The sequence below is a fragment of the Roseovarius sp. MBR-79 genome (genome assembly GCF_053628555.1).
This window is the reverse complement of sequence record NZ_JBRJGP010000004.1, coordinates 155,986-177,360: the sequence shown is the minus strand read 5'-3', so window position 1 is coordinate 177,360 and position 21,375 is coordinate 155,986. Positions and strand designations below refer to the sequence as shown.

The window sequence follows — 21,375 nt, the reverse complement described above, 5'->3', positions numbered from 1 at the left end:
GGTGGCGGGCATCCTGTCGTATTTCACGCGCCACCGCACGGCGGCCAACCTGCTTCTGGTGGTGCTGGTGGCGCTTGGCCTTCTGTCCCTGCCCAAGATGCGGGCGCAATTCTTTCCCGATGTGGTGGTCGACAATGTCACCGTCTCGATCACCTGGGAGGGGGCCAGCGCCGAGGATGTGGACAGCGCCATCGTCCAGCTTGCCGAGCCCGCGCTCTTGTCGGTCGAGGGGGTGACGCGGGCGCGCAGCACCTCGCGCGAGCAAAGCGCCAGCATCGTGCTCGAGTTCGAGCCGGGCTGGGACATCGGCCGCGCCGCCGACGAGGTTCAGGCCGCGCTCGACCAGATCACCACATTGCCCGAGGAGGCCGAGGAACCGGTGGTGCGGCGCGGAGCCTGGCTTGACCGGGTGACGGATGTGGTCATCACCGGGCCGATGGAGGCACAGCAACTGGCGCGCATCGCCGATGAATTCGTGGCCCGTCTTTTCGCCGTTGGCGTCACCCGCGCCACCATTCAGGGTGTCGCCGCGCCCGAAACGCTGGTCGAGGTCCCCGCCCGCGCGCTCATCGCCCATGACGTGACCATGGCCCAGATCGCCGCGGCCATCGCCGCGCGCGTCGATGCCGATCCCGCAGGCGATGTGACCGGTGCAAATGCGCGGCTGCGCACCGGCACCGCCACGCGCGGCGCGCCCGAGATCGCCGCCATTCCGCTGCGCCTCAACCCCGACGGCAGCGCGCTGACCATCGGCGATGTGGCGACCGTGCGCGGCGGCGCGGTCGACCGGGGGCTGGCCTATTTCGTGGGCGACCGCCCCGCCATCACCGTGCAGATCAGCCGCTCGGCGCAAGGCGATGCGCTGCGCATTCAGGCACAGGTCGAGGAGGTCGCCGCCGAGATGCTGCGCGCCCTGCCCGAAGGGGTGGAGATCGGCCTCGTGCGGACGCGCGCCGAGGCGATTTCGGGCCGTATCGCCATGCTGCTCGACAATGCCGCCATGGGTCTGGCGCTTGTCGTCGGGCTGCTCTTTCTCTTTCTCAACGCGCGCACCGCCTTCTGGGTGGCGGCGGGGATTCCGGTGGCGATGCTGGCCGCGCTGGCGATCATGTATGCCGCCGGTCTCACGCTCAACATGATCTCGCTCTTCGCGCTGATCATCACGCTGGGGATCGTCGTGGATGATGCCATCGTGGTGGGCGAACATGCCGATGCGCGCCACCGCAAGCTGGGCGAGCCGCCGATGGTCGCCGCCGAACGCGCCGCCGGGCGCATGGCGCTGCCGGTCTTTTCGGCCACGCTGACCACGCTGATTGCGTTTTTCGGGCTGGCGGTGATCGGCGGGCAGTTCGGAAGCCTGATCTATGACATTCCCTTCACGGTCATCGCCGTGCTGGCGGCCAGCCTTGTGGAATGTTTCCTGATCCTGCCCAACCACATGGCCCATGCGCTGACCCATTCCGTCAAAGAGCACTGGTATGACTGGCCAAGCCGCGTGGTCAATCGCGGCTTCGGAGCCTTTCGTGACCGGGCCTTTCGCCCGCTCATGGCGCTGGTGATCCGCGCGCGCTATGCGGTCATTGCCGGGGCGATCCTGCTTCTGGCGCTGCAAGTGGGGGCCTTCCTGCGCGGCGATGTCACCTGGCGGTTCTTCAACGCGCCCGAACAGGGCAGCGTGACGGGCAATTTCGCCATGGTGCCGGGGGCCACGCGTGCGGATGCGGTGGCGCAGATGCGCGCGCTGCAAGAGGCGGTGCTCGCGCTCGGGGCGGCGTATGAGGCCGAACACGGTCTCAACCCCGTCGAGCATGTCATGGCGCAGGTGGGTGGGGCCGCGGGGCGCGGCATGGCCGGGACCGACACCCGCGACGCCGATCTGGTGGGGGGTATATCCATTGAGCTGATCGACCCCGATCTTCGCCCCTATTCCAGCTTTGCCTTCGTCGCCGACCTTCAGGATCGTGTGCCGCGCCTGCCGCTCACCGAAGAGCTGAGCTTTCGCGGCGCGCGCTCGGGCCCCGGCGGCGACGCGCTCGACATCGCCCTTTACGGGGCCGAGGCGGAGGTGCTCAAATCCGCTGCCGAGGCACTCAAGACCCGGCTCGCGCGCTACCCCGAGGTCTCGGCGCTGGAGGACAACCTGGCCTGGGACAAGGCCGAACTGGTGCTGGAACTCACCCCTCACGGGCAGGCGCTCGGGTTCAGCATCGACGAGTTGGGCCGCACCCTGCGCAACCGCGTGAACGGCATCGAGGCCGCCACCTACCCGGACGGGCCGCGCTCTGCCGCGATCCGGGTGGAACTGCCCGAGGCGGACCTCTCGGCGGATTTCCTCGACACGATGCAATTGCGCAGCACCAGCGGTTATTACGTGCCGCTTGCCGATATCGTCCATGTCACCACGCGCACCGGCTTTGCCACCGTTCGGCGCGAGAACGGGCTGCGCCATGTCAACGTGACCGGCGACATCTCCGAGGACGACCCCGAGCGCGCCGCCGAGATCATGCGCGTGCTCGAGGCCGAGATCCTGCCCGAGATCGCGGGCATCCATCAGGTGGAATACCGCATTGGGGGGCTCTCGGAGCAGGAAAACGAGTTCCTGTCGGACGCACGGCTTGGCCTGATGCTGACGCTTCTGGGCATCTATCTCGTGCTGTCGCTGGTCTTTGCAAGCTGGACGCGGCCCATGGTGGTGATGGCGGTCATCCCCTTCGGCCTTGTGGGCGCGATCTGGGGGCATATCCAGTGGGATGTGCCGCTGTCGATGTTCTCGGTGGTGGGGCTTCTGGGGATGACCGGCATCATCATCAACGATTCCATCGTGCTTGTGACCTCGATCGACGACCATGCGAAGGGCCGTGGCCTGATCCCCGCCATCATCGAGGGGGCGGCGGACCGGCTGCGCCCCGTGCTGCTGACCACGCTGACCACGGTGCTGGGGCTGGCGCCGCTTCTCTTCGAGCGCTCGACACAGGCGCAATTCCTCAAGCCGACGGTGATCACGCTTGTTTACGGTCTGGGCTTCGGCATGGTGCTGGTGTTGCTGGTGGTGCCGGCACTTCTGGCCATCGGGCGCGATCTGGCGCGGCCATGGGCGGCGCTGCGCCGGGGCTGGCGGGTGCCGGGGGCGGCTTTGGTGCTGCGCGGGGCGGCGGCGGGGCTAGCGCTGTGGTTCGCCGTCACGCTTGGCCCGGTTCTGCTCACGGGTGGCTTGCCCGAGGCGCTCGCAGTCTTGCCGCTCTCGCCGCTGGCGGGGGCGCTGGCCCTCTTCGTCACCGGTGCGGCGGTGCTGCTGGCGCTCCTCGCGGCGGGCATCGCGCTTCTCCCCGGATCGGTCTTGCGCCGGTCCTGATCCGGCGCTACCCCTCGATCATGCGGATCCTGCGCGACCACAGCTTTGCCACAGGCACCGATCGGGGTGCCTCGGTTGCCATCGGCAATTTCGACGGGGTGCATATTGGCCACCGCTCGGTGATCGAGCTTGCGCGCAAGGCGGGCGCGGCCGTTGGCGCGCCGCTCGGCATCCTGACCTTCGAGCCGCACCCGCGCGAGTATTTCGCCCCCGACGCGCCGCCCTTCCGGCTGATGAGCGCCGAGGCGCGCGCGCACCGGCTGGAAAAGCTGGGGGTCGAGTGGCTCTATGAGTTGAGCTTCAACGCCGCCATGGCGGCGCTCTCTCCCCGCGCCTTCGCGCAGGAGGTGCTGGCCGACGGGCTTGGCATTGCCCATGCGGTCGTGGGCGCGGATTTCTGCTTTGGCAAGGGGCGGGCGGGCAATGCCGCGATGCTGCGCGATTTCGGCGCGGACATGGGCTTTGGCGTGACCATCGCCACGCTGCTGGAGGGCGAGGGCGGGCAGGTCTCCTCGACCGCGATCCGGGCCGCACTTGGGGACGGCCGCCCGCGCGACGCCGCCGCCATGCTGGGTCACTGGCACCGCATCGAAGGGCCGGTGGTGGGCGGCGAACGGCGCGGGCGCACGCTTGGCTATCCGACCGCCAACATGTCCATCGCCGGTCTGCACCCGCCCAAATTCGGCGTTTATGCGGTGCTTGTCGATGTGCTCGACGGGCCGCACAAGGGGCAGTATCACGGCGCGGCCTCGCTTGGCGTGCGGCCGATGTTCAAGGGCGAGGCGGCCAATCTGGAGACATTTCTTTTCGATTTCTCGGGCGATCTCTATGGCGCGCATCTCTCGGTGGGCCTTGTCGACTATCTGCGCGCTGAGGAGACATTCCCGAGCCTGGAGGCGTTCATCGCGCAGATGGATGCCGATTGCGCCCGCGCTCGCAGCATATTGGCCACGATATGAGCGATCCCATCGACCGCAGCGGCCTCCGGCCCCGCTACTGGGAGACGGTGCCGCTTGCCCGCATGACGCAGGCGGAATGGGAGGCGCTTTGCGACGGATGCGGCAAATGCTGCATGAACAAGCTTGAGGATGACGAGACCGGCGAGGTTGCATTCACCCGCGTCGCCTGCCGCCTCTTCGACGATACCACCTGCCGCTGCGGGCAATATCCGATCCGCCATCAGTTCGTGCCGGAATGTATCTCATTGAAGCCCCACACCATCGAGCGCCACGCCTATTGGCTGCCCGAGACCTGCGCCTACAAACTGCTCCATCAGGGCAGGCGGCTTTATGACTGGCACCCGCTGATTTCGGGCACCGCGCAGAGCGTGCATGATGCGGGCGTGTCGATGCAGCACCGCACCCTGCCCGAACACGAGGTCCCCGAGGAGGACTGGGAAGATCACATCATCGAGGAGCCAATCCCATGAATTTCGCCTCCGACAATGCAGGCCCCGCCCTGCCGCAGGTCATGGATGCCATGATCGCCGCCAATGAAGGCTTCATGCCCTCTTACGGCGAGGACGCGCTGATGGACCGGGTGCGCGACCGGCTGCGCGCGCTGTTCGAGGCCCCGCAGGCCAGTATCTACCTTGTCGGCACCGGCACGGCGGCCAACGCGCTTGGCCTCGCCACGCTGTCGCAGCCCTGGCAGACGGTGTTCTGCACGCCGCTCGCGCATATCCATGTGGACGAGTGCAACGCGCCCGAATTCTTTACCGGCGGTGCCAAGCTCAGCCTTGTGGGCGAGGCCGACAAGATGACGCCCGCCGAGTTGCAGGCCGCCATCGCCGCCTGGCCTGCCGGTGACGTGCACGCGCCGCAATACGGCCCGCTGGCGCTCACGCAGGCGACGGAACGCGGGCGGCTCTATAGCTGCGCCGAGATCGCCGCGCTTTGCGACGTGGCGCGCGCGCACGGGATGCCCACCCATCTTGATGGCGCGCGTTTCGCCAATGCCATCGCCGCGCTCGGCTGCACCCCCGCCGAGATGACCTGGCGCGCGGGGATCGACGCGGTCAGCTTTGGCGGCACCAAGAACGGCTGTCTGGGGGTCGAGGCGGTGATCTTCTTCTCGCCCGAGAACGCCTGGGAGTTCGAGCTGCGCCGCAAACGCTCGGCGCACCTGTTTTCCAAGCACCGGTTTCTGTCGGCACAGATGCTGGGCTTTCTCGAGGGCAACACCTGGCTTGACGCGGCGCGCACCGCCAATACCCGCGCCGCCTATCTGGCCGAGGGGCTGCGCGGGGTGGCCGAGGTCGATTTCGCCTTTGAGCCGGAGGTCAACATGATCTTTGCCCGCCTGTCGCGCGCCACCCACCGGCGGCTGCGCGCAGCGGGGGCCACCTATGCGCTCTACGAAGGGCCGCTCGACGAGGGCCCCGGCGACACGCCGCTTCTCGCGCGATTCGTCTGCGACTGGTCGATCACCGAAGAGACCATCGACCGGTTTCTGGCGCTTCTGCGCGGCTGAAAGAGCTCAGGCCGCGCCGTATTCCACATCGGTGACATGGGCGAGCCAGTCCGCCGTGCGCCCGTCCTCGGCCTCCTGGATCGCCAGATGGCACATCATCCGGTCAGGTGCCGCGCCGTGCCAGTGCTCTTCGCCGGGCGGAATCCAGACCGTGTCGCCCGCGCGGATCACCTCCACCGGACCGCCCCGCGTGCCGATCAGCCCGAAGCCCGAGACGACATGCAGCGTCTGGCCCAGAGGATGCGTGTGCCAGGCGGTGCGCGCGCCCGGCTCGAACGTGACCCGCAGCGCCCGCACCCGTGCGGGGGCAGGGGGCGCGCTCACCACCTCCTGCCAGACCCTGCCCGTGAAATAGGCCGGTTCGGCAAGGCGGCTGGCGACGCTTTCGGTCCTGATGATTTCCATGGCTCTCTCCACTGTGCATATGTGGCGATCCTAGAGCGCGGGCGCGCCGATGCAATGCGCGTATTTCACGCCCGAATCCCTTGACGCCCCCCGGCTTTGCGCCTAAAGACCGCTGACGGAATTCGGGGCGCTGCCTGTGGCGGTGCCCGTTTGTGTTAAGAAGGGCCTGCACGCGCCCTCACCCCAGGACGAGGATGACCCCATGTCGCGCCGCTGCGAACTGACCGGAAAAGGCCCGATGACGGGCAACAACTCCAGCCATGCCAACAACAAGACACGTCGTCGGTATCTGCCGAACCTCAACGATGTGACGCTGCAATCCGAGACCCTGAATCGCGGTATCAAACTGCGGATCTCGGCCCATGCCCTGCGCAGCGTCGATCATCGCGGCGGGCTCGACGCCTTCCTTGCCAAGGCCAAGGACGACGAACTGTCGGCCTCCGCGCTGAAGGTCAAGAAAGAGATTGCCAAGGCGCAGGCCGCCACCGCCTGATCGCTCCCGGCACGTCATGACACAGCCCTGCCGCACTGCGGCGGGGCTGTTTCGTTTTGTCGCTTGGCAGTGCGCCACGCGCGGGCCTATACCTGTCGCGATGATCCGCTTGCGCCTCCTCACGGCCCTCGGCCTCTGCCTCTTTCTGGCGCTGACCAGTGTCACGCTGGCCGTGGCGCGGGGCACGCCGCTGCCCGTGGGCGAGGTCGTGCTCTGCACCGGGGAGGGCACCCTCACCGTCCGCGTCGATGCCCAGGGTGCGCCCGTGGCCCCGCCGCATATCTGCCCCGAGTGCCTTCTGGCCTTTCACGCCACCACCCCGCGCGATCCGCTGCCCGCGCCGCACCCGGCCGTGACCTTCGCGCGCTATCCGTTTGCCGGGGCGGCCCATGTGATCCCGTTGCTCCCGCCCCCGGTGCGCGCGCGCGCGCCGCCCCGACAGGCCTGATCCTCTTCTCTCATCATCAGACCCAAAGGAGCGACATCATGTCCCTGAAACTCAGTCTTGCCGTCACGCTCGGCCTTGTCCTTGCCACGCCTGCCCTTGCGCAGGAAATCCACATCCTTGACACCTATGCCCGCGCCGCCAGCCCGATGGCCAAGACCGGCGCGGCCTTCATGCTGATCGAGAATATCGGCGATGCCGGTGACCGGCTGATCGGCGCGAAATCCCCCGTCGCGAAAATGGCCCAACTCCATACGCATCGTGAAGAAGGGGGCGTGATGAAAATGGTTCATGTCGAAGAGGGCTTCGATCTGCCCGCCGGGGAAACCCTCGTGCTGCAACGCGGCGGGAGCCATGTGATGTTCATGGGGCTGACCGAGAGCTTCGAGCAGGGCAAGGAAATTCCGCTCACCCTGATCTTCGAGAAATCCGGCGAGATCACCGTCGATGTTCCCGTGGACCTCACGCGCAAGGCCGAAGGGCACGGGCACGGCAACTAACCGTCGGACAGGAGCCCGGCAACCCAGCCGGGCACCTCTCTTGACGCAGGGCCCTGCCGCCGCTGGTGGAAATCGCCCGCGACGGCGGAGGGCTCCGGATTGATCTCGATGCACTGCGCCCCTGCGCGCGCCGCCTCCTGCGCGAAACCGGCGGCGGGCCAGACCTGACCCGAGGTGCCGATGGCCGCGAAGAGCGACGCCTGTGACAGGTGGCCCAGGACCTCCTCCATCCGGTAGGGGATTTCGCCGAACCAGACCACATCGGGGCGGCAGGCGTGCGCGCCGCAGTCCGGGCAGGCGTCGCTCGTGGACATGGCCAGCGGGGCCTGCCAGCGATGGCCGCAGACGGCACAGAGCGCACGGGAAAGCTCGCCGTGCATGTGGATCACGTCGCGGGTCCCTGCCGCCTCGTGCAACCCGTCCACGTTCTGCGTGATGATCAGGACCTTGGCGCGCGCTTCGGCCTGCAACCGGGCAAGCGCCAGATGCGCTTCGTTGGGCCGCGCCTGCGCCGCCTGCGCACGGCGTGCATTGTAGAACCGGTGCACGAGAGCAGGGTTGCGGGCAAAGGCCTCGGGCGTGGCCACGTCCTCGATCCGGTGCTGCGCCCAGATCCCGCCCGCATCGCGGAAGGTGCCAAGCCCGCTCTCGGCGGAAATGCCCGCGCCGGTGAGAATGACGATCTTTTCCATCGTGCCCTCCTACCCTATCTGTGGCAAAGCGGAGGCCCCATGACCACCCGGATTCTGTTCGTCTGTCTTGGCAATATCTGCCGCTCGCCCGCCGCCGAGGGGGTGTTTCGCGCGCTTGCCCCCTGGACCGTCACCGACAGCGCGGGCACCTCGGGCTGGCACGAGGGGGATCCGCCTTACGGCGCGATGCAGGAAGCCCTGCGCGCTCGGGGGATCGACATCTCGGACCTGCGCGCGCGACGCGTGCGGGCCGAGGATTTCGAGCGGTTCGACCTGATCCTTGCCATGGATGCCGAGACGCACGCCGACACCGAGGCGCTGCGCCCTGCGGGCAACACCACGCCCTTGCGCCTGTTCAACGCTTACGCGCCGGATTGGGGCGCGGATCATGTGCCCGATCCTTATTATACGCGCGATTTCGAGGGGGCGCTGGACCTGATCGAAGCGTGTGCGCGCGGGCTTCTGGCCGATATCCGGTGCTGACCGGGCAAGACCAGGAAAATCGGGGAATTTTCCTGGTTCTGCCTTGGGGCAGGGGGGTGATTTCGGATTTTCCGAAACCCCGCTTCACGGCTTGCAAAAACCCCGTCATGATCGCGGCAATGTCCTTGCCGCGCGGCCTGTGTCCTTCCATCCATAGGGCAGAGGAGCCTGTGCCATGACCATCACCTATCTCAAGACCGCCACCGAGACCCCGCCCGAGACCCAGGCGGATATCGCCGACACGGTGCGCATCATGCTGGCGCGGCTGCGGGTGGGGGGCGCGCAGGTGGCGCTGGAATATGCCCGGGTCCTTGACGGCTGGCAGGGGGCTGTCACCGTCAGCCGCGCCGAGATCGAGGCGGCAAGCGCGCGGGTGCCGCAGGCCCTGCGGGAGGATATTGCCTGGGCGCATGACAACATCCGCCGCTTTGCCGAGGCACAGCGCGCCACCGCGCGCGACATGGAGATCGAGCTGCGCCCCGGCCTGATCGCAGGCCAGAAACAGATCCCCGTGCAGGCGGCGGGGTGTTACGTGCCGGGCGGGCGCTATAGCCACATCGCCTCGGCGCTCATGTCCATCGCCACGGCGCGCGCGGCGGGCGTGCCCGACATCACCGCCTGTTCGCCGCCCTCGGGCGGGGCGGGCATCCCCGATGCGCTGCTTTACACGATGCACCTTGCCGGCGCGTCGCGCATCCTGTGCATGGGCGGGGTGCAGGGCATTGCCGCCATGGCCTTTGGTCTTTTCGGTGCGCCGCGCGCCGATATCCTTGTCGGTCCCGGCAATGCCTACGTGGCCGAGGCCAAGCGGCAGCTTTTCGGCCCCGTCGGCATCGACATGGTGGCGGGGCCCACCGACAGCCTGATCCTTGCAGATGACAGCGCCGATCCCGGGACCGTCGCCGCCGATCTTGTGGGGCAGGCGGAGCACGGGGCCAATTCGCCGGTCTGGCTCGCCACCACGCATCGCCCGCTTGCCGAAGCGGTGATCGCCCGCGTGCCCGCCCTCATCGCCAGCCTGCCCGACCCCAACCGCAGCGCGGCGCAGGCGGCCTGGGGTGATCTGGCGGAGGTGGTGCTCTGCGATACGCCCGAGGAGATGGCCGCCCATGCCGATGCCCGCGCGCCCGAGCACCTGCATGTGCAGGCCGAGGGTCTCGATTGGTGGCTTGGCCGCCTGACGGCCTATGGATCGCTCTTTCTCGGTGAGGCGACCACTGTGGCCTTCGGCGACAAGGCGGCGGGGCCGAACCATGTCTTGCCCACCTCGGGGGCGGCGCGCTACACAGGGGGGCTGTCGGTGCACAAGTTCCTGAAAACCGTCACCTGGCAGAAGGTCGCGCCTCAGGCGCTTGACCAAATCGCCGGTGTGACGGCGCGGCTGAGCCGTGCCGAGGGGATGGAGGGGCACGCGCGCAGCGCAGATATCCGCATGGGCGCGGGCCGTCGTGCCCTCTCCTCAACGGGCTAGGACACGCGCATGAAGACAGTCGGGATTCTTGGCGGCATGGGACCCGAGGCCACCATCCTGCTGATGCAAAAGGTGCTGGCTGCGGTGCCCGCGCACGACGACGCGGATCACGTGCCGCTTCTTGTCCATCAGAACCCGCAGGTGCCGAGCCGCATCAAGGCGCTGATCGAGGGCGGCGGAGACGATCCCGGCCCGACGCTTGCCCGGATGGCACGCGATCTGGCCGCAGGCGGCGCAAAGGCCCTCGCCATGCCCTGCAACACGGCCCACCATTATGCGCCCGCGATCCGCGCCGCGTCCGACCTGCCCTTTCTCGACATGCTGGATCTGACCGCCGCGCATCTGACGCAGAGCGGCGCGCGGCGCGTGGGGATGCTGGCCTCGCCCGCAACGCGGCTGGCGGGGGTGTTCGACGCGCCTTTCGCCACCCGTGGTCTGACACCCGTCTTTCTCGAGGACGACGCGGCGCTTCTGGGAATTATCCGCGCCGTCAAGGGCGGCACGCCGCTCGGCCCTTTGCGCCCCCGTCTCCGGGCCGAGGCCGAGGCGCTTTTGTCACAGGGGGCCGATCACCTGCTCATCGCCTGCACCGAATTGTCGCTGATGACCGATGCGCTGCCCGAGGGGGTTTCGAGGACCGACAGCCTCGATTGCCTGACATCCGCAATTGTGGATTTTGCCCAAGGCTGAGGCCGGTCTATTCCGCCGCGCGGCCCGCGACCTTTTCGAGATGCAATCGCAGATGCTCGGCCTCGTAGCGGGCTTCGCGCAGTCCCTCCATGGTGGCCGACAATTCCGCCTCCGCCTGGCTGAGCTGATTGGTCAGTTCGGCCTCGCGCTGTTGCAGATAGGTGATGGCCTGATCGCGGGTTTCCTCGGCCTCGTGCAGTTCCTGCGCCAGCCGCTCCAACTCTCCCACATCCGACGCCTGCACCCGCACGAAACGGTGCACCAGCCAGTTGGCGAACCACCCCATGCAGAACGCCACGAAAAGCACGATGGCCGTGGCGATGATGAATTCAGTTCTGTTCATCCGCGGATGGGTCCTGACTGTCCGTGACGACTGCGCCTTCTTCCCCCGTATCCTCGAGGCTTTCAAGCCCTGTCTGCACCTCGGCCACGGGCTCGGGGCGAATCACCCGAAATTCGATCCGACGATTGGTCTCGCGCCCCTCTTCGGTGTCGTTATCGGCAATCGGGCGGCTCTCGCCATAGCCTTTCGCGTCGATCATGGATGTCAACACGCGGCGCAGGCGCAATTCATCGAGCACCGCGCGCGCGCGCTCGAGGCTCAATTGTCCGTTCATTTCCTCGCGGCCCTGGCTGTCGGTATGGCCGCCGATTTCCATGCGGATCTCGCCACAGGCCTTGAGGATGTCGGCGATGGCATCGAGGATCACGGCCCCTGCGCTGTCGATCCTGGCCGAGCCCGGCTCGAAGCCGATCTTCTGCGCGCTCTGCACCTCGGCGACCTGCGTCTCGCATTCCTCGGGGGTGGGCAGGCTTGCCAATGGATCAAGTTTTTTCTGATAGGTCACGTCGATGGAAAATTTCTCGGTTCCGTCAAGGCGGTCGGCCAGCAGCTGCGCAATCTCGGACCCGGCGGATTTGCGCCCGGTCTTGCCCGTTATGTCCAGCCGCTCGGGGGTGACGGTCACGGCGCCGTTCTCGAGGTGGCTAAGCGCCTCAAGCGCCAGAAGCACCCGCATCGGCCAATCGCGTGGCAACCCCTCGGCCACCCGCGCCGTCGTGTGCACGGCACCGGAGGAAAACCGGGCGCGCGCAAAACTCGTGACCGTCTCGCGCATCCGTTCGCTGTCCACGCGCCCGCGCAACAGCACCTGCCCTTCGGGCGAGAGCGTGGCGATGAATTCGGGTGCCAGCGGCGCGCTTGCGTCCGGCAGCGGCGGCAGCGTGGCATCGAGCGCGAACACCTCGGGCAAGGCCACCTCGAGCGCGCCCACCACATCATCAAAGAGGACCTGATCGGTCCCCGCCTCGGCCAGCAGCGCAATATCGGCATCGGTGAAGGTTACACTGCCCGCGCCCAGCTTTGCCAGTGCGGCAATCGCCTCTTCGGCGGCGCGCGCCCATTGCGGTGCCGGCACGCCCATGCCCACGACACATTCCGCGCGCGCGCTCAGCCCGACGCGCCCGGCCGCGCGCAGGATGCGGTCGCGCGCCTCGTCGGTATCGGCAGAGCACGCATCGAAGCGCGCGCCGCGCTCGTCGATCACAAAGCGCAGGGTAAAAGGCGTGATCACCGGGCGGGGGGCGGAGATGTCGAGCGCAAGCACGACATTCTCGGGGGGGCGGCGGGCCAGATCGATCTCGACCCGGTTCTTCTCGGCGGCGCTGTCCACCATTGCGGTGATCTCGACGCGCTCGGCGGTCACGGAAATCTTGCTCCGCGGCAAAAGCCCGAGCGAGCGCACGGCATAGCGCAGCGCGGGCCGCCATGTGGCGGGCGCGGGATAATCGGCGGCATCGAGCAGATCGGCCACCGGCGCGCCATTGGTCGCCTCGGCAATATCTTCCATGAACTTTTGCCGGTCGAGGGTCGCAGGCACGAGACCGATCAGGGAAATTCCCCGCTCGTTGCGCAGGATCTCGATGGCGAATTGTGGCGTGGCGAGCACCTCGCCCTCTGCCACCACGGTCTGATCGAGCACGCGCGCCGCGTCCACCACCGACCCCGCCACCGAGAGCGCGGCAAAGCGCGCGGCCTCGCTTGGCGCGGTGCCGGCCAAAAATACCTGAAGCCCGTCGGAGCCGACCTCGGCCCAGTGCATGCCGCGCGCGTCGAGCGCATCACGCACCGCGCTGCGGGAGCCGTCCTCGATGGCGCTCACGGCAAAGCCTGCTGCCACGACACAGAGCACGCCCGCCCCGAGAAACGTCCCGCCGATGGTCAAGAGAGTGGAGAGGCGCATGCGCGGCGGCCTTGGTCGTTGAAACACGTCCCGTCTTAGGCGCGCGTCCGGCCAAGCGCAATCAGACCAGAAGCGCACCGGCGAAAAACAGCACAGGCAGAAGCCCTGCATCGCGGTTGGAGCGGAAAAGATGCAGGAGGCGCGCTGTATCGTCGAGCCTGAGCCGGCGCAATTGCCAGTGCATGTGCCATCCCATCGCCCAGACCCCGCCAAGCGCAAGCATGAGCGCCACGGGGTTCGGCGGGCCTGCCAGAATGATCGCCACCGCCATGAGCGCCACCGTCGCCACCAGAAACCGCCGCAGCCAGCGCGGAGAATTCTCGCCAAAAAGCCGTGCCGTGGATTTCACCCCGATGAGCGCGTCATCCTCGGCATCCTGATGGGCATAGATCGTGTCATAGAAAAGCGTCCAGGCGATCCCGGCGAGATAGAGCACCACCGATGGCACCTCCAGCCGCCCCGAATGCGCGGTCCAAGCCAGTAGCGCGCCCCAGTTGAACGCAAGGCCAAGAAATACCTGCGGCCACCACGTAAACCGCTTGGCGAAGGGATAGACCGCCACCGGCAAAAGCGCGAGCACGCCAAGCGCAATCGCCGCCGTGTTGAACGTGAGCAGGATCAGGAACGCCACCAGCGCCTGCGCCCCCATCCATAGAAGCGCGCCGCGCACGCGCACCTGTCCCGAAGGGATGGGCCGCAGGGCGGTGCGCGCCACAGAGCCGTCGATGTCGCGGTCGGTGATGTCGTTCCAGGTGCAGCCCGCCCCGCGCATCAGCACCGCGCCGATGCCGCAGCCCGCGAATATCCACGCGTCATGCCAGCCCGCGCGCCCGTCTGCCAGCATCGCCAGCAACAGCCCCCACCAGCACGGCAACAGCAACAGCCACGTGCCGATAGGCCGGTCGGCGCGGCTGAGCCGGAGGTAGGGGCGCGTGGCCTCGGGGGCGCAGCGGTCCACCCAGTTGCCCGCATAGGCATCGGCGACGGCCTTTGTCGCCTCTGGTGTCCGGTTTCCCTCGCTCATATGCTGGCCTCATGACAGGGGACAAGATCAGGCTTTATCTAGAGCACCCGCTGGGGGAAGGGCAAACCCTTCCTCTGAGCCAGCCGCAGGCGCATTACCTCTTCGGGGTGATGCGGCTGGGGCCGGGGGACGGAGTGCGCGTGTTCAACGGGCGCGACGGCGAATGGCGCGCGGTGGTGGCGGAGGCGGGAAAGCGCGGCGGGCTTCTCACCTGCGACGTGCAGACCGCGCCGCAGCGCAACCCGCCCGACCTGTGGCTGATCTTTGCGCCGATCAAGAAGGCGCGCACCGATTTCATCGTCGAGAAAGCCGCGGAGATGGGGGCCGCGCGCATCTTGCCGGTGCAGACCGATTTCACCAATTCCGAGCGTATCCGGCAGGACCGGCTTCAGGCCCACGCCGTCGAGGCCGCCGAGCAATGTGGCGGCACTTTCGTGCCCGAGGTGGCCGATCTCACGCGCCTTGACCGGCTGCTTGTGGACTGGCCCGAGGACCGGCACCTGATGTTTTGTGACGAGGCGCTTGTGGGCACCGCGCCCGCCTTGCCCGGTGGCACCGGCGGTGCGTGGGCCGTGCTGATCGGCCCCGAAGGTGGATTTTCCGGGGCCGAGCGCGCGCGCCTCCACGCCTTGCCGCAGGCCCATGCCATCAGCCTGGGGCCGCGCATCCTGCGCGCCGATACCGCCGCCGTTGCCGCGCTCACGCTCTGGCAACTGAGTTGCGGGGACTGGGGATGAGCCTTGTGCGCCCCGGCGCGTCCCATACCCTGCGCCGCTGGCGCGAGGTGCTGGTGGCGCTTGGTCTGGCCGCGCTTGGCCTGTGGTGGGCGCTCACCGGCTTTGGCCTCCTGGCATGGCTGGGCTGGGCGTTGCTGGCCGCGGCCGCCGCGCTTGGCCTCGCCGGGGTGCAGCGGGTGCGGTTTCGCCGCGGTGCGGGCGGGCCGGGGGTGGTGGTGGTGGATGAGGGGCTGATTGCCTATCTCGGCCCTGTCACCGGCGGCGCAGTGGCACTGTCGGAGATCACCGCGCTGGGCCTCGATCCCGAGGGGCCGCATTGGGTGCTCAGCCAACCGGGTCAGCCCGCATTGCGTATTCCGCTCGATGCCGAAGGGGCGGAGGCGCTTTTCGATGCCTTCGCCGCGCTTCCCGGCCTGCGCACCGAGCATATGCTGGCGCGGATGCGCCGCCCCGGCCCCGCGCCCGAGACGATCTGGCAGCGGCACATGCGTTCGACATCCTACCCAAGGCTGCATTGACACCCGCGCGGAATACCGCCAACTCTGGCCCCCGACAAAAACGCACGCCGTTCAGGAGACCCGAGCATGTCCATTCCCCAATCCGGCGGCGGGCCGATCGAGCATCAAAGCCAGCTTGCCGAGTATCTGGCGAGCGGGTGCAAACCCAAATCCGACTGGCGCATCGGCACCGAGCACGAGAAATTCGGCTATTGCAAGGACACGCTGCGGCCTCTGCCCTATGAGGGGCCGCGCTCGATCCTTGCCGTGCTCGAGGGGCTGCGCGACGGGCATGGCTGGACCCCGGTCGAGGAGGGGGGCCACCTCATCGGGCTGGAAAAGGACGGCGCGAACGTGAGCCTCGAGCCGGGCGGGCAACTCGAACTGAGCGGCGCGCCGCTGGAAACGATCCATCAGACCTGCGACGAGGTGAACGATCATCTGCGCGACGTCAAGGACATCGCCGACAAGGTGGGGGTGGGCTTTATCGGCCTTGGGGCAGCCCCGATCTGGATGCATGACGACATGCCGCTCATGCCCAAGGGCCGTTACAAGCTGATGGACAGCTATATGCAAAAGGTCGGCACCATGGGCCGCAGCATGATGCGCCGCACCTGCACCGTGCAGGTCAATCTCGATTTCTCATCCGAGGCGGACATGGTGCAGAAATTCCGCGTGGCGCTGGCGCTGCAACCCGTGGCCACCGCGCTTTTCGCCAATTCACCTTTTTTCGAGGGCAAGCCTAACGGGCACAAATCCTGGCGCGCGCGTGTCTGGCGTGACCTCGATGCGGCGCGCACGGGGATGCTGCCCTTTGTCTTTGACGAGGGCTTCGGGTTCGGGGCCTATGCAGAGTATGCGCTCGATGTGCCGATGTATTTCGTCTACCGCGACGGGCGTTATATCGACGCCTTGGGGCAAAGCTTCCGCGATTTCCTGCGCGGCGAGTTGCCTGCCCTGCCGGGTGAGAAACCCACCCTCAGCGATTGGGCCGATCACCTCACCACCATTTTCCCCGAGGCGCGGATCAAGAAATTCATGGAGATGCGCGGGGCCGATGGCGGACCGTGGCGCAGGCTTTGTGCGCTGCCGGCCTTCTGGGTGGGGCTGATGTATGACCAATCCGCGCTCGATGCCGCCTGGGACCTGTGCAAATCGTGGGATGCCGAGACCCGCGACAACCTGCGCGTCGCGGCCAGCGTGGACGGGCTTCAGGCGAAGGTGGGGGGCATCGACATGCACAGCCTCGCGCGCGAGGTGGTGGACCTGTCCCATGCCGGGCTCAGGGCGCGGGCGCGGCCCGGTGGCGGCGGCATGATTCCCGACGAGACCCATTTCCTCGATGCGCTGCGCGAGAGTGTCGAGAGCGGCCGCACCCCCGCCGATGACCTTCTCGCCCGCTATCACGGCGACTGGCAAGGCGATCTGAGCCGCATCTATGCCGATTACAGTTACTGAGCGCGACTCGCGGCCGCGCGGCGCAATGCCGCAACTGCGAAATGGCCGATTCAGGGAAAATCTTGCGTGAAAGTCACTAATCTGTAGCATTTCAATCCGTTCGGCTTGCGAAACGGTCGATTCCGGGAAAATCGTGAGGCGAATCCCTGTTAGTTTTGAATACCGGGCCTTGAATACCCGGATGACGAAACAAACGAGGGAGACCCCAGAATGTCCGATAAATTCGTCGTCGGCTACGACGGCAGCGTGTCGGCGCGGCGCGCGCTGGAATTCGCTGTCGAGCGGGCCCGCGCGCAGGGCGGCACGATCGTGATCGCGCATGTGCTTGAATGGTCGCCGTATTCCTTCCTGAGCGCCAGCGAGCTGGAAGAGCGCCACAAGCGCCGCCGCGAAGAGATGGCCCGCGCCGAGGAGATGCTCAACAAGACCGTGGTGGCCGAGCTGAAAGACGCCGGGATGCCGGTCGAGGTGGTGATCCGCTACGGCAGCACCGGCTGCAATCGCTTTATCGGGGATTTCACGCTTACCGGCGAGGGGCTCGCGTTCGGCGCGCTTGGCTCGACGCTGATGGCCTGTTCCGACGCGCTTATGGCGCAAGAGCGGCAGATGCTCGACGCGCTCGAAAATGTCCGAAGGTTCGATCTGGGCGCTGACGGTGCGCTGCATCTCATTGGCGGGCCGCGCGACGAGGTGTTGATCGAGGTCGTGCGCTGAGGCGCATGGCTGCGACTGGCCCGCGCCGGCGCATGATCTGACGGGGCAGCGGTTGGCGTCGCCGATGTTCACATGACCGGGATCGGTATTCTTGCCCTTGTCGCGCCGATGCGATTTTGGAATAAGACATGCGTCAGGCTCAGGAGAATGTCATGCCCGCGCGCATCTACAAACCCGCCCGCAACGCAATGCAGTCGGGCACCGCCAGGACCAGGCATTGGGTTCTCGAATTCGTGCCCGCCAAGGCACGCGACGTCGATCCGCTCATGGGGTGGGTGTCGTCCGGCGATACCCAGGCGCAGGTGCGGTTGCGCTTCCCGACGAGGGAGGCCGCGCTCGAATATGCCAAGGATCACGGCATCGATGCCGTGGTGCAGGAACCCAAGCCCCGCAAGCCCAATATCCGCCCCGGCGGTTACGGCGAGAACTTTGCCACTTCGCGGCGGCAGGTCTGGACGCACTGAACCGATTCCCATGACCGATTTCCGTGCGGCCGGGACCGGCGTCGCCCTGTCCGCCTGCCGCGTCAGGGGGCGGGCGCCGGGGGCGGCCCGCCCCCGGCGCAGGAACGCACAACCCGCTCAGGCGAGGCTGCGCGTGACCTCCTCGCGCTCGAAGATCTCGATGACATCGCCCTCGCGGATATCGTCGTAATTTTCAAAGGCCATGCCACATTCCTGACCGGACTGCACCTCGGCCACCTCGTCCTTGAACCGCTTGAGCGTCTTGAGCGTGCCCTCGTGGACCACCACGTCGTCGCGCAGAAGGCGAACACCGGCCGAGCGGCGCGCCACGCCCTCGGTGACGAGGCAACCCGCCACCTTGCCCACGTTGGAGACCTTGAAGACCTCCTTGACCTTGGCGTAGCCGATGAATTTCTCGCGGATCTCGTTGCCCAGAAGGCCGCTTGCCGCCGCTTTCACATCGTCCACCAGGTCGTAGATCACCGAGTAGTAGCGGATTTCCACGCCCTTCTGGTTGGCGCTGTTGCGGGCGGGCGCGTTGGCGCGGACGTTGAAGCCCAGAACCGGCGCGCCGGACGCCTCGGCCAGACCGATATCGGATTCGGTGATCGCGCCGACGCCGGAATGAAGCACGCGGACGCGCACCTCCTCGTTGCCGATCTTTTCCATCGCCTGAACGATCGCCTCGGCAGAGCCCTGCACATCCGCCTTGACGATAATCGGCAGTTCCTTGACGTTCTTGTCTTCCCTGGCCTTGGCCAGAAGCTGCTCGAGCGAGGCGCCCGCCCCGGCGGCGGCGCGTCTCTCCTTGGCCTTCTCGTGGCGGTAAGTGGCGATCTCGCGCGCCTGCGCCTCGGTCTCGACCACGTTGAGAACGTCACCCGCCTCGGGCGTGCCGTTGAGGCCCAGCACCTCGACCGGTGTGGATGGACCGGCCTCCTTGATGCGCTCGCCCCGGTCGTTGACCAGCGCGCGGACCTTGCCGTATTGCTCGCCCACGACGAAGATATCGCCCTGCTTGAGCGTGCCTTTCTGAACCAGAACGGTGGCGACAGGGCCGCGGCCCACGTCAAGCTGCGCCTCGATCACGGCACCTTCGGCGGCACGATCCGGGTTGGCCTTCAACTCCAGGATCTCGGACTGAAGCGCGATCGCCTCGAGCAACTCGTCAAGACCCTGCCCGGTCATGGCCGACACCTCGACATCCTGCACGTCGCCCGACATCTTCTCGACCACGACCTCGTGGCGCAGAAGATCCGAGCGCACCTTGTCGGGATCGGCGGCGGGCAGGTCGATCTTGTTGATCGCCACGATCATCGGGACGCCTGCGGCCTTGGCGTGGTTGATGGCCTCGATGGTCTGCGGCATCACCGCATCATCGGCGGCCACGACCAGCACGACGATATCCGTCACATGCGCGCCGCGTGCGCGCATCGAGGTAAAGGCGGCGTGGCCCGGCGTGTCGAGGAAGGTGAGCAGTGTGCCGCTGTCGGTGGTGACCTGATAGGCCCCGATATGCTGGGTGATGCCCCCGGCCTCGCCCGCGACGACCTTGGCATCGCGGATTGCATCGAGAAGCGAGGTCTTGCCGTGATCCACATGGCCCATGATGGTAATGACGGGCGAGCGCGGCTTGAGATCCTCGGGCTTGTCGTCGACCGCGTCGATCACGTCCTCGACATCCGAATCACTGACCCGCACGATGCGGTGGCCGAATTCCTCGATGATGAGTTCGGCGGTATCGGCGTCGATCGGTTCGTTCTGCGTCACCATCATGCCCATCTGCATGAGCGACTTGACCACGTCGCCGACGCGCTCGGCCATGCGGTTGGCAAGCTCGGAAACGACGATCACCTCGGGCAGTTGCACGTCGCGCACGACCTTTTCGCGCTCCTGCATCCCGCCCATGGCCTTTTGACGCGCACGCTCCTGCTTGCGCTTCATCGCGGCCATGGATTTGTGGCGACCGCCTTCGCCCGCAAGCGCCTGATTGAGCGTGAGCTTGCCGGTGCGGCGGCCATCGTCGCCTGCTGTCCGGCTCTTGTTGCGGCGATTGTCGCGGTCATCTTCTTCGCGGCGGCGCGGGGCAACCGGGGTCGGCCCCTTGGCCGGGCCGGGACGCTCTCCGGTATCGGGCGCGGGGGCGGGGGCGCTCTCGCGTGCCTTGGCCTCGGCGGCCTCGCGCACGCGGATCTCGTCTTCCTCGGCTTTCTGGCGCGCGCGGTCCTCGGCCTCGCGCTGCTCGCGCTCCTTGGCTTCGGCCTCTTCGCGGCGGCGCTGGCGGTCTTCCTCGCGGGCCTTTTCCTCCGCCTCGCGGCGGATGGCATCCTCGGCCTCGCGTGCCTTTGCGGCGGCGAGTGCCTTCATCCGGCGTTCAAGCTCGGCATCGGAAATCCCCGCAGGGCGCTTGGTGGCCCCGGAGGCGGCGACGGAGGGTGAGCTGCCCACGCCCACGGACGCGCCCGGCTTGGGCACGACCACGCGCTTGCGTTTGGTTTCCACCACGACGTTCTTGGTGCGTCCATGGCTGAAGCTTTGCTTCACGTTCCCCGCACGGGGACCGCCACGCACACCCAAGGGTTTCTTTCCGTCGTTGTCGCTCATTTGCTCTTACTTTCCTTTCCGGCGGGCAGTCCCGCCGTCCGAGACGCGCAGACCTTTCAGTCTTGCCGCCTCCTCTACAACACGTTGCGCCAAACCTCCATAGCCCAGCACGGCGTGGATCGTGGTTTGACGGCTGAAGGCCTGACCAAGCTCGTCGGCGGTCAGCCAGCCGATATAGGTGCCGCCTTCGGGCGTGCTCAGGCCCGATTTGCCGCGCTCCGAGCCATCGCTGGCCTGAAGCAGAACCCGCACCTCTTCGCGCGCGAGCCGGTCCTTGACCTTCTCATACCCGGCCACCGCGCCCCCGCCCTTGCGCGCAAGGCTGATGAGGTCGATCACCCGGCGCGCGATCAGCGCCTCGACCTGCGCGGCCAGCCCCTCGGGCACCGTCACCGGCTGTTTCGCGGCGCGCGCGAAAAGCCCCTTGGTCGCCGCGCGCTCGATGGCGGCGCGGTCCGGCACCACATAGATGCCACGCCCCGGCAGCTTGGCCGCGATGTCGGGCACCACCGCGCCATCAGGCCCGATCACGAAGCGCACGAGCGCCGATTTCGGGCGCACCTCGCCCGTGGCGATGCACTTGCGTTCGGGACCGTCCGCGCGATCCTTTGGGTGCCCGCCGCGACCCATG

The 21,375-nt window shown here is 67.3% G+C and carries 22 protein-coding genes; 15 read left to right on the top strand and 7 right to left on the bottom strand.

Going from position 1 to position 21,375, the window contains the following annotated elements; translation table 11 throughout:
• The first annotated feature begins 1 nt into the window (after position 1).
• From ACSSV8_RS05680 to ACSSV8_RS05665, 4 genes are read left to right on the top strand one after another with little or no spacing between them, the layout of a single operon-like run.
• Positions 2 to 3,352, top strand: coding sequence for an efflux RND transporter permease subunit (locus tag ACSSV8_RS05680; RefSeq protein WP_454281801.1), 3,351 nt, complete (start codon positions 2 to 4; stop codon positions 3,350 to 3,352).
• Positions 3,353 to 3,372: 20 nt separating this feature from the next.
• Positions 3,373 to 4,311 (top strand): bifunctional riboflavin kinase/FAD synthetase, encoded by a 939-nt coding sequence (locus ACSSV8_RS05675; RefSeq protein ID WP_454281800.1) that lies wholly within the window; start codon positions 3,373 to 3,375, stop codon positions 4,309 to 4,311.
• Entirely contained in the window at positions 4,308 to 4,781 is a 474-nt protein-coding gene (locus ACSSV8_RS05670) for a YcgN family cysteine cluster protein (protein WP_354537456.1), read from the top strand. The genes ACSSV8_RS05675 and ACSSV8_RS05670 overlap by 4 nt, the downstream gene beginning before the upstream one ends.
• On the top strand, positions 4,778 to 5,824 hold the full coding sequence (locus ACSSV8_RS05665) for a threonine aldolase family protein (RefSeq protein ID WP_454281799.1): 1,047 nt from the start codon (positions 4,778 to 4,780) through the stop codon (positions 5,822 to 5,824). Before ACSSV8_RS05670 ends, ACSSV8_RS05665 begins: the two co-directional genes overlap by 4 nt.
• Before the next feature lie 6 nt (positions 5,825 to 5,830).
• Here ACSSV8_RS05665 and ACSSV8_RS05660 read toward each other — a convergent pair whose 3' ends face one another.
• Positions 5,831 to 6,229, bottom strand: a complete 399-nt coding sequence (locus ACSSV8_RS05660; RefSeq protein WP_454281798.1) for a (R)-mandelonitrile lyase — start codon at positions 6,227 to 6,229, stop codon at positions 5,831 to 5,833.
• A 202-nt stretch (positions 6,230 to 6,431) separates the two neighbouring features.
• On the opposite strand from ACSSV8_RS05660, the gene rpmB reads away from it, so the two are divergent.
• Genes rpmB through ACSSV8_RS05645 form a run of 3 tightly spaced genes read left to right on the top strand, consistent with a single transcriptional unit; the run spans position 6,432 to position 7,667 of the window.
• Positions 6,432 to 6,722, top strand: a complete 291-nt coding sequence (gene rpmB / locus ACSSV8_RS05655) for a 50S ribosomal protein L28 (RefSeq protein WP_354537453.1) — start codon at positions 6,432 to 6,434, stop codon at positions 6,720 to 6,722.
• Between the two features lie 16 nt (positions 6,723 to 6,738).
• The gene (locus ACSSV8_RS05650; protein WP_454281797.1) at positions 6,739 to 7,170 is read left to right on the top strand and encodes a hypothetical protein; all 432 of its coding nucleotides are present in this window, start codon (positions 6,739 to 6,741) and stop codon (positions 7,168 to 7,170) included.
• 38 nt (positions 7,171 to 7,208) lie between these two features.
• Entirely contained in the window at positions 7,209 to 7,667 is a 459-nt protein-coding gene (locus ACSSV8_RS05645) for a copper chaperone PCu(A)C (RefSeq protein WP_454281796.1), read from the top strand.
• Here the strand turns inward: ACSSV8_RS05645 and ACSSV8_RS05640 are convergent.
• Entirely contained in the window at positions 7,664 to 8,359 is a 696-nt protein-coding gene (locus tag ACSSV8_RS05640; protein WP_454281795.1) for an NAD-dependent deacylase, read from the bottom strand. The two genes, ACSSV8_RS05645 and ACSSV8_RS05640, sit on opposite strands and share 4 nt — an antisense overlap.
• A 39-nt stretch (positions 8,360 to 8,398) precedes the next feature.
• Here ACSSV8_RS05640 and ACSSV8_RS05635 point away from each other — a divergent pair, with 39 nt between their 5' ends.
• The 3 genes from ACSSV8_RS05635 (at position 8,399) to ACSSV8_RS05625 (ending at position 11,003) form a co-directional block, all read left to right on the top strand.
• Entirely contained in the window at positions 8,399 to 8,842 is a 444-nt protein-coding gene (locus tag ACSSV8_RS05635) for a low molecular weight protein-tyrosine-phosphatase (protein ID WP_454281794.1), read from the top strand.
• A gap of 175 nt (positions 8,843 to 9,017) precedes the next feature.
• Complete coding sequence (gene hisD, locus ACSSV8_RS05630; RefSeq protein WP_454281793.1) at positions 9,018 to 10,313, top strand: histidinol dehydrogenase; 1,296 nt, start codon at positions 9,018 to 9,020, stop codon at positions 10,311 to 10,313.
• A gap of 9 nt (positions 10,314 to 10,322) precedes the next feature.
• A complete protein-coding gene (locus tag ACSSV8_RS05625) occupies positions 10,323 to 11,003 on the top strand; it encodes an aspartate/glutamate racemase family protein (protein WP_454281792.1) in 681 nt (226 codons plus the stop codon).
• 7 nt (positions 11,004 to 11,010) lie between these two features.
• Here ACSSV8_RS05625 and ACSSV8_RS05620 read toward each other — a convergent pair whose 3' ends face one another.
• The 3 genes from ACSSV8_RS05620 to ubiA form a co-directional block, all read right to left on the bottom strand.
• A complete protein-coding gene (locus ACSSV8_RS05620; protein ID WP_354537446.1) occupies positions 11,011 to 11,346 on the bottom strand; it encodes a hypothetical protein in 336 nt (111 codons plus the stop codon).
• Positions 11,333 to 13,246 carry an OmpA family protein gene (locus tag ACSSV8_RS05615; protein ID WP_454281791.1) on the bottom strand — a complete coding sequence of 638 codons (1,914 nt, stop codon included), beginning with the start codon at positions 13,244 to 13,246 and terminating at the stop codon, positions 11,333 to 11,335. The genes ACSSV8_RS05620 and ACSSV8_RS05615 overlap by 14 nt, the downstream gene beginning before the upstream one ends.
• Before the next feature lie 61 nt (positions 13,247 to 13,307).
• Positions 13,308 to 14,270 carry a 4-hydroxybenzoate octaprenyltransferase gene (gene ubiA / locus ACSSV8_RS05610; protein ID WP_354537444.1) on the bottom strand — a complete coding sequence of 321 codons (963 nt, stop codon included), beginning with the start codon at positions 14,268 to 14,270 and terminating at the stop codon, positions 13,308 to 13,310.
• 11 nt (positions 14,271 to 14,281) lie between these two features.
• Between ubiA and ACSSV8_RS05605 the strand changes: the two genes are divergently transcribed.
• The 5 genes from ACSSV8_RS05605 to ACSSV8_RS05585 all read left to right on the top strand — a co-directional run bounded on the left by ACSSV8_RS05605 (position 14,282) and on the right by ACSSV8_RS05585 (position 18,140).
• Positions 14,282 to 15,007: a 16S rRNA (uracil(1498)-N(3))-methyltransferase gene (locus ACSSV8_RS05605; RefSeq protein WP_454281790.1), complete on the top strand. Its 726-nt coding sequence runs from the start codon at positions 14,282 to 14,284 to the stop codon at positions 15,005 to 15,007.
• Entirely contained in the window at positions 15,004 to 15,525 is a 522-nt protein-coding gene (locus ACSSV8_RS05600; RefSeq protein WP_454281789.1) for a hypothetical protein, read from the top strand. Before ACSSV8_RS05605 ends, ACSSV8_RS05600 begins: the two co-directional genes overlap by 4 nt.
• A gap of 66 nt (positions 15,526 to 15,591) precedes the next feature.
• Complete coding sequence (locus ACSSV8_RS05595) at positions 15,592 to 16,962, top strand: glutamate--cysteine ligase (protein ID WP_454281788.1); 1,371 nt, start codon at positions 15,592 to 15,594, stop codon at positions 16,960 to 16,962.
• A 210-nt stretch (positions 16,963 to 17,172) separates the two neighbouring features.
• The gene (locus ACSSV8_RS05590) at positions 17,173 to 17,676 is read left to right on the top strand and encodes an META domain-containing protein (protein WP_454281787.1); all 504 of its coding nucleotides are present in this window, start codon (positions 17,173 to 17,175) and stop codon (positions 17,674 to 17,676) included.
• Between the two features lie 152 nt (positions 17,677 to 17,828).
• Positions 17,829 to 18,140: an ETC complex I subunit gene (locus tag ACSSV8_RS05585; protein WP_454281786.1), complete on the top strand. Its 312-nt coding sequence runs from the start codon at positions 17,829 to 17,831 to the stop codon at positions 18,138 to 18,140.
• Between the two features lie 117 nt (positions 18,141 to 18,257).
• Here the strand turns inward: ACSSV8_RS05585 and infB are convergent, their stop codons facing one another.
• Together infB and ACSSV8_RS05575 are read right to left on the bottom strand one after the other, a co-directional pair.
• Positions 18,258 to 20,744, bottom strand: coding sequence for a translation initiation factor IF-2 (gene infB / locus ACSSV8_RS05580; protein WP_454281785.1), 2,487 nt, complete (start codon positions 20,742 to 20,744; stop codon positions 18,258 to 18,260).
• A gap of 6 nt (positions 20,745 to 20,750) precedes the next feature.
• Positions 20,751 to 21,374: an RNA-binding protein gene (locus tag ACSSV8_RS05575; RefSeq protein ID WP_354537437.1), complete on the bottom strand. Its 624-nt coding sequence runs from the start codon at positions 21,372 to 21,374 to the stop codon at positions 20,751 to 20,753.
• Between the last annotated feature and the right edge of the window lies 1 nt (position 21,375).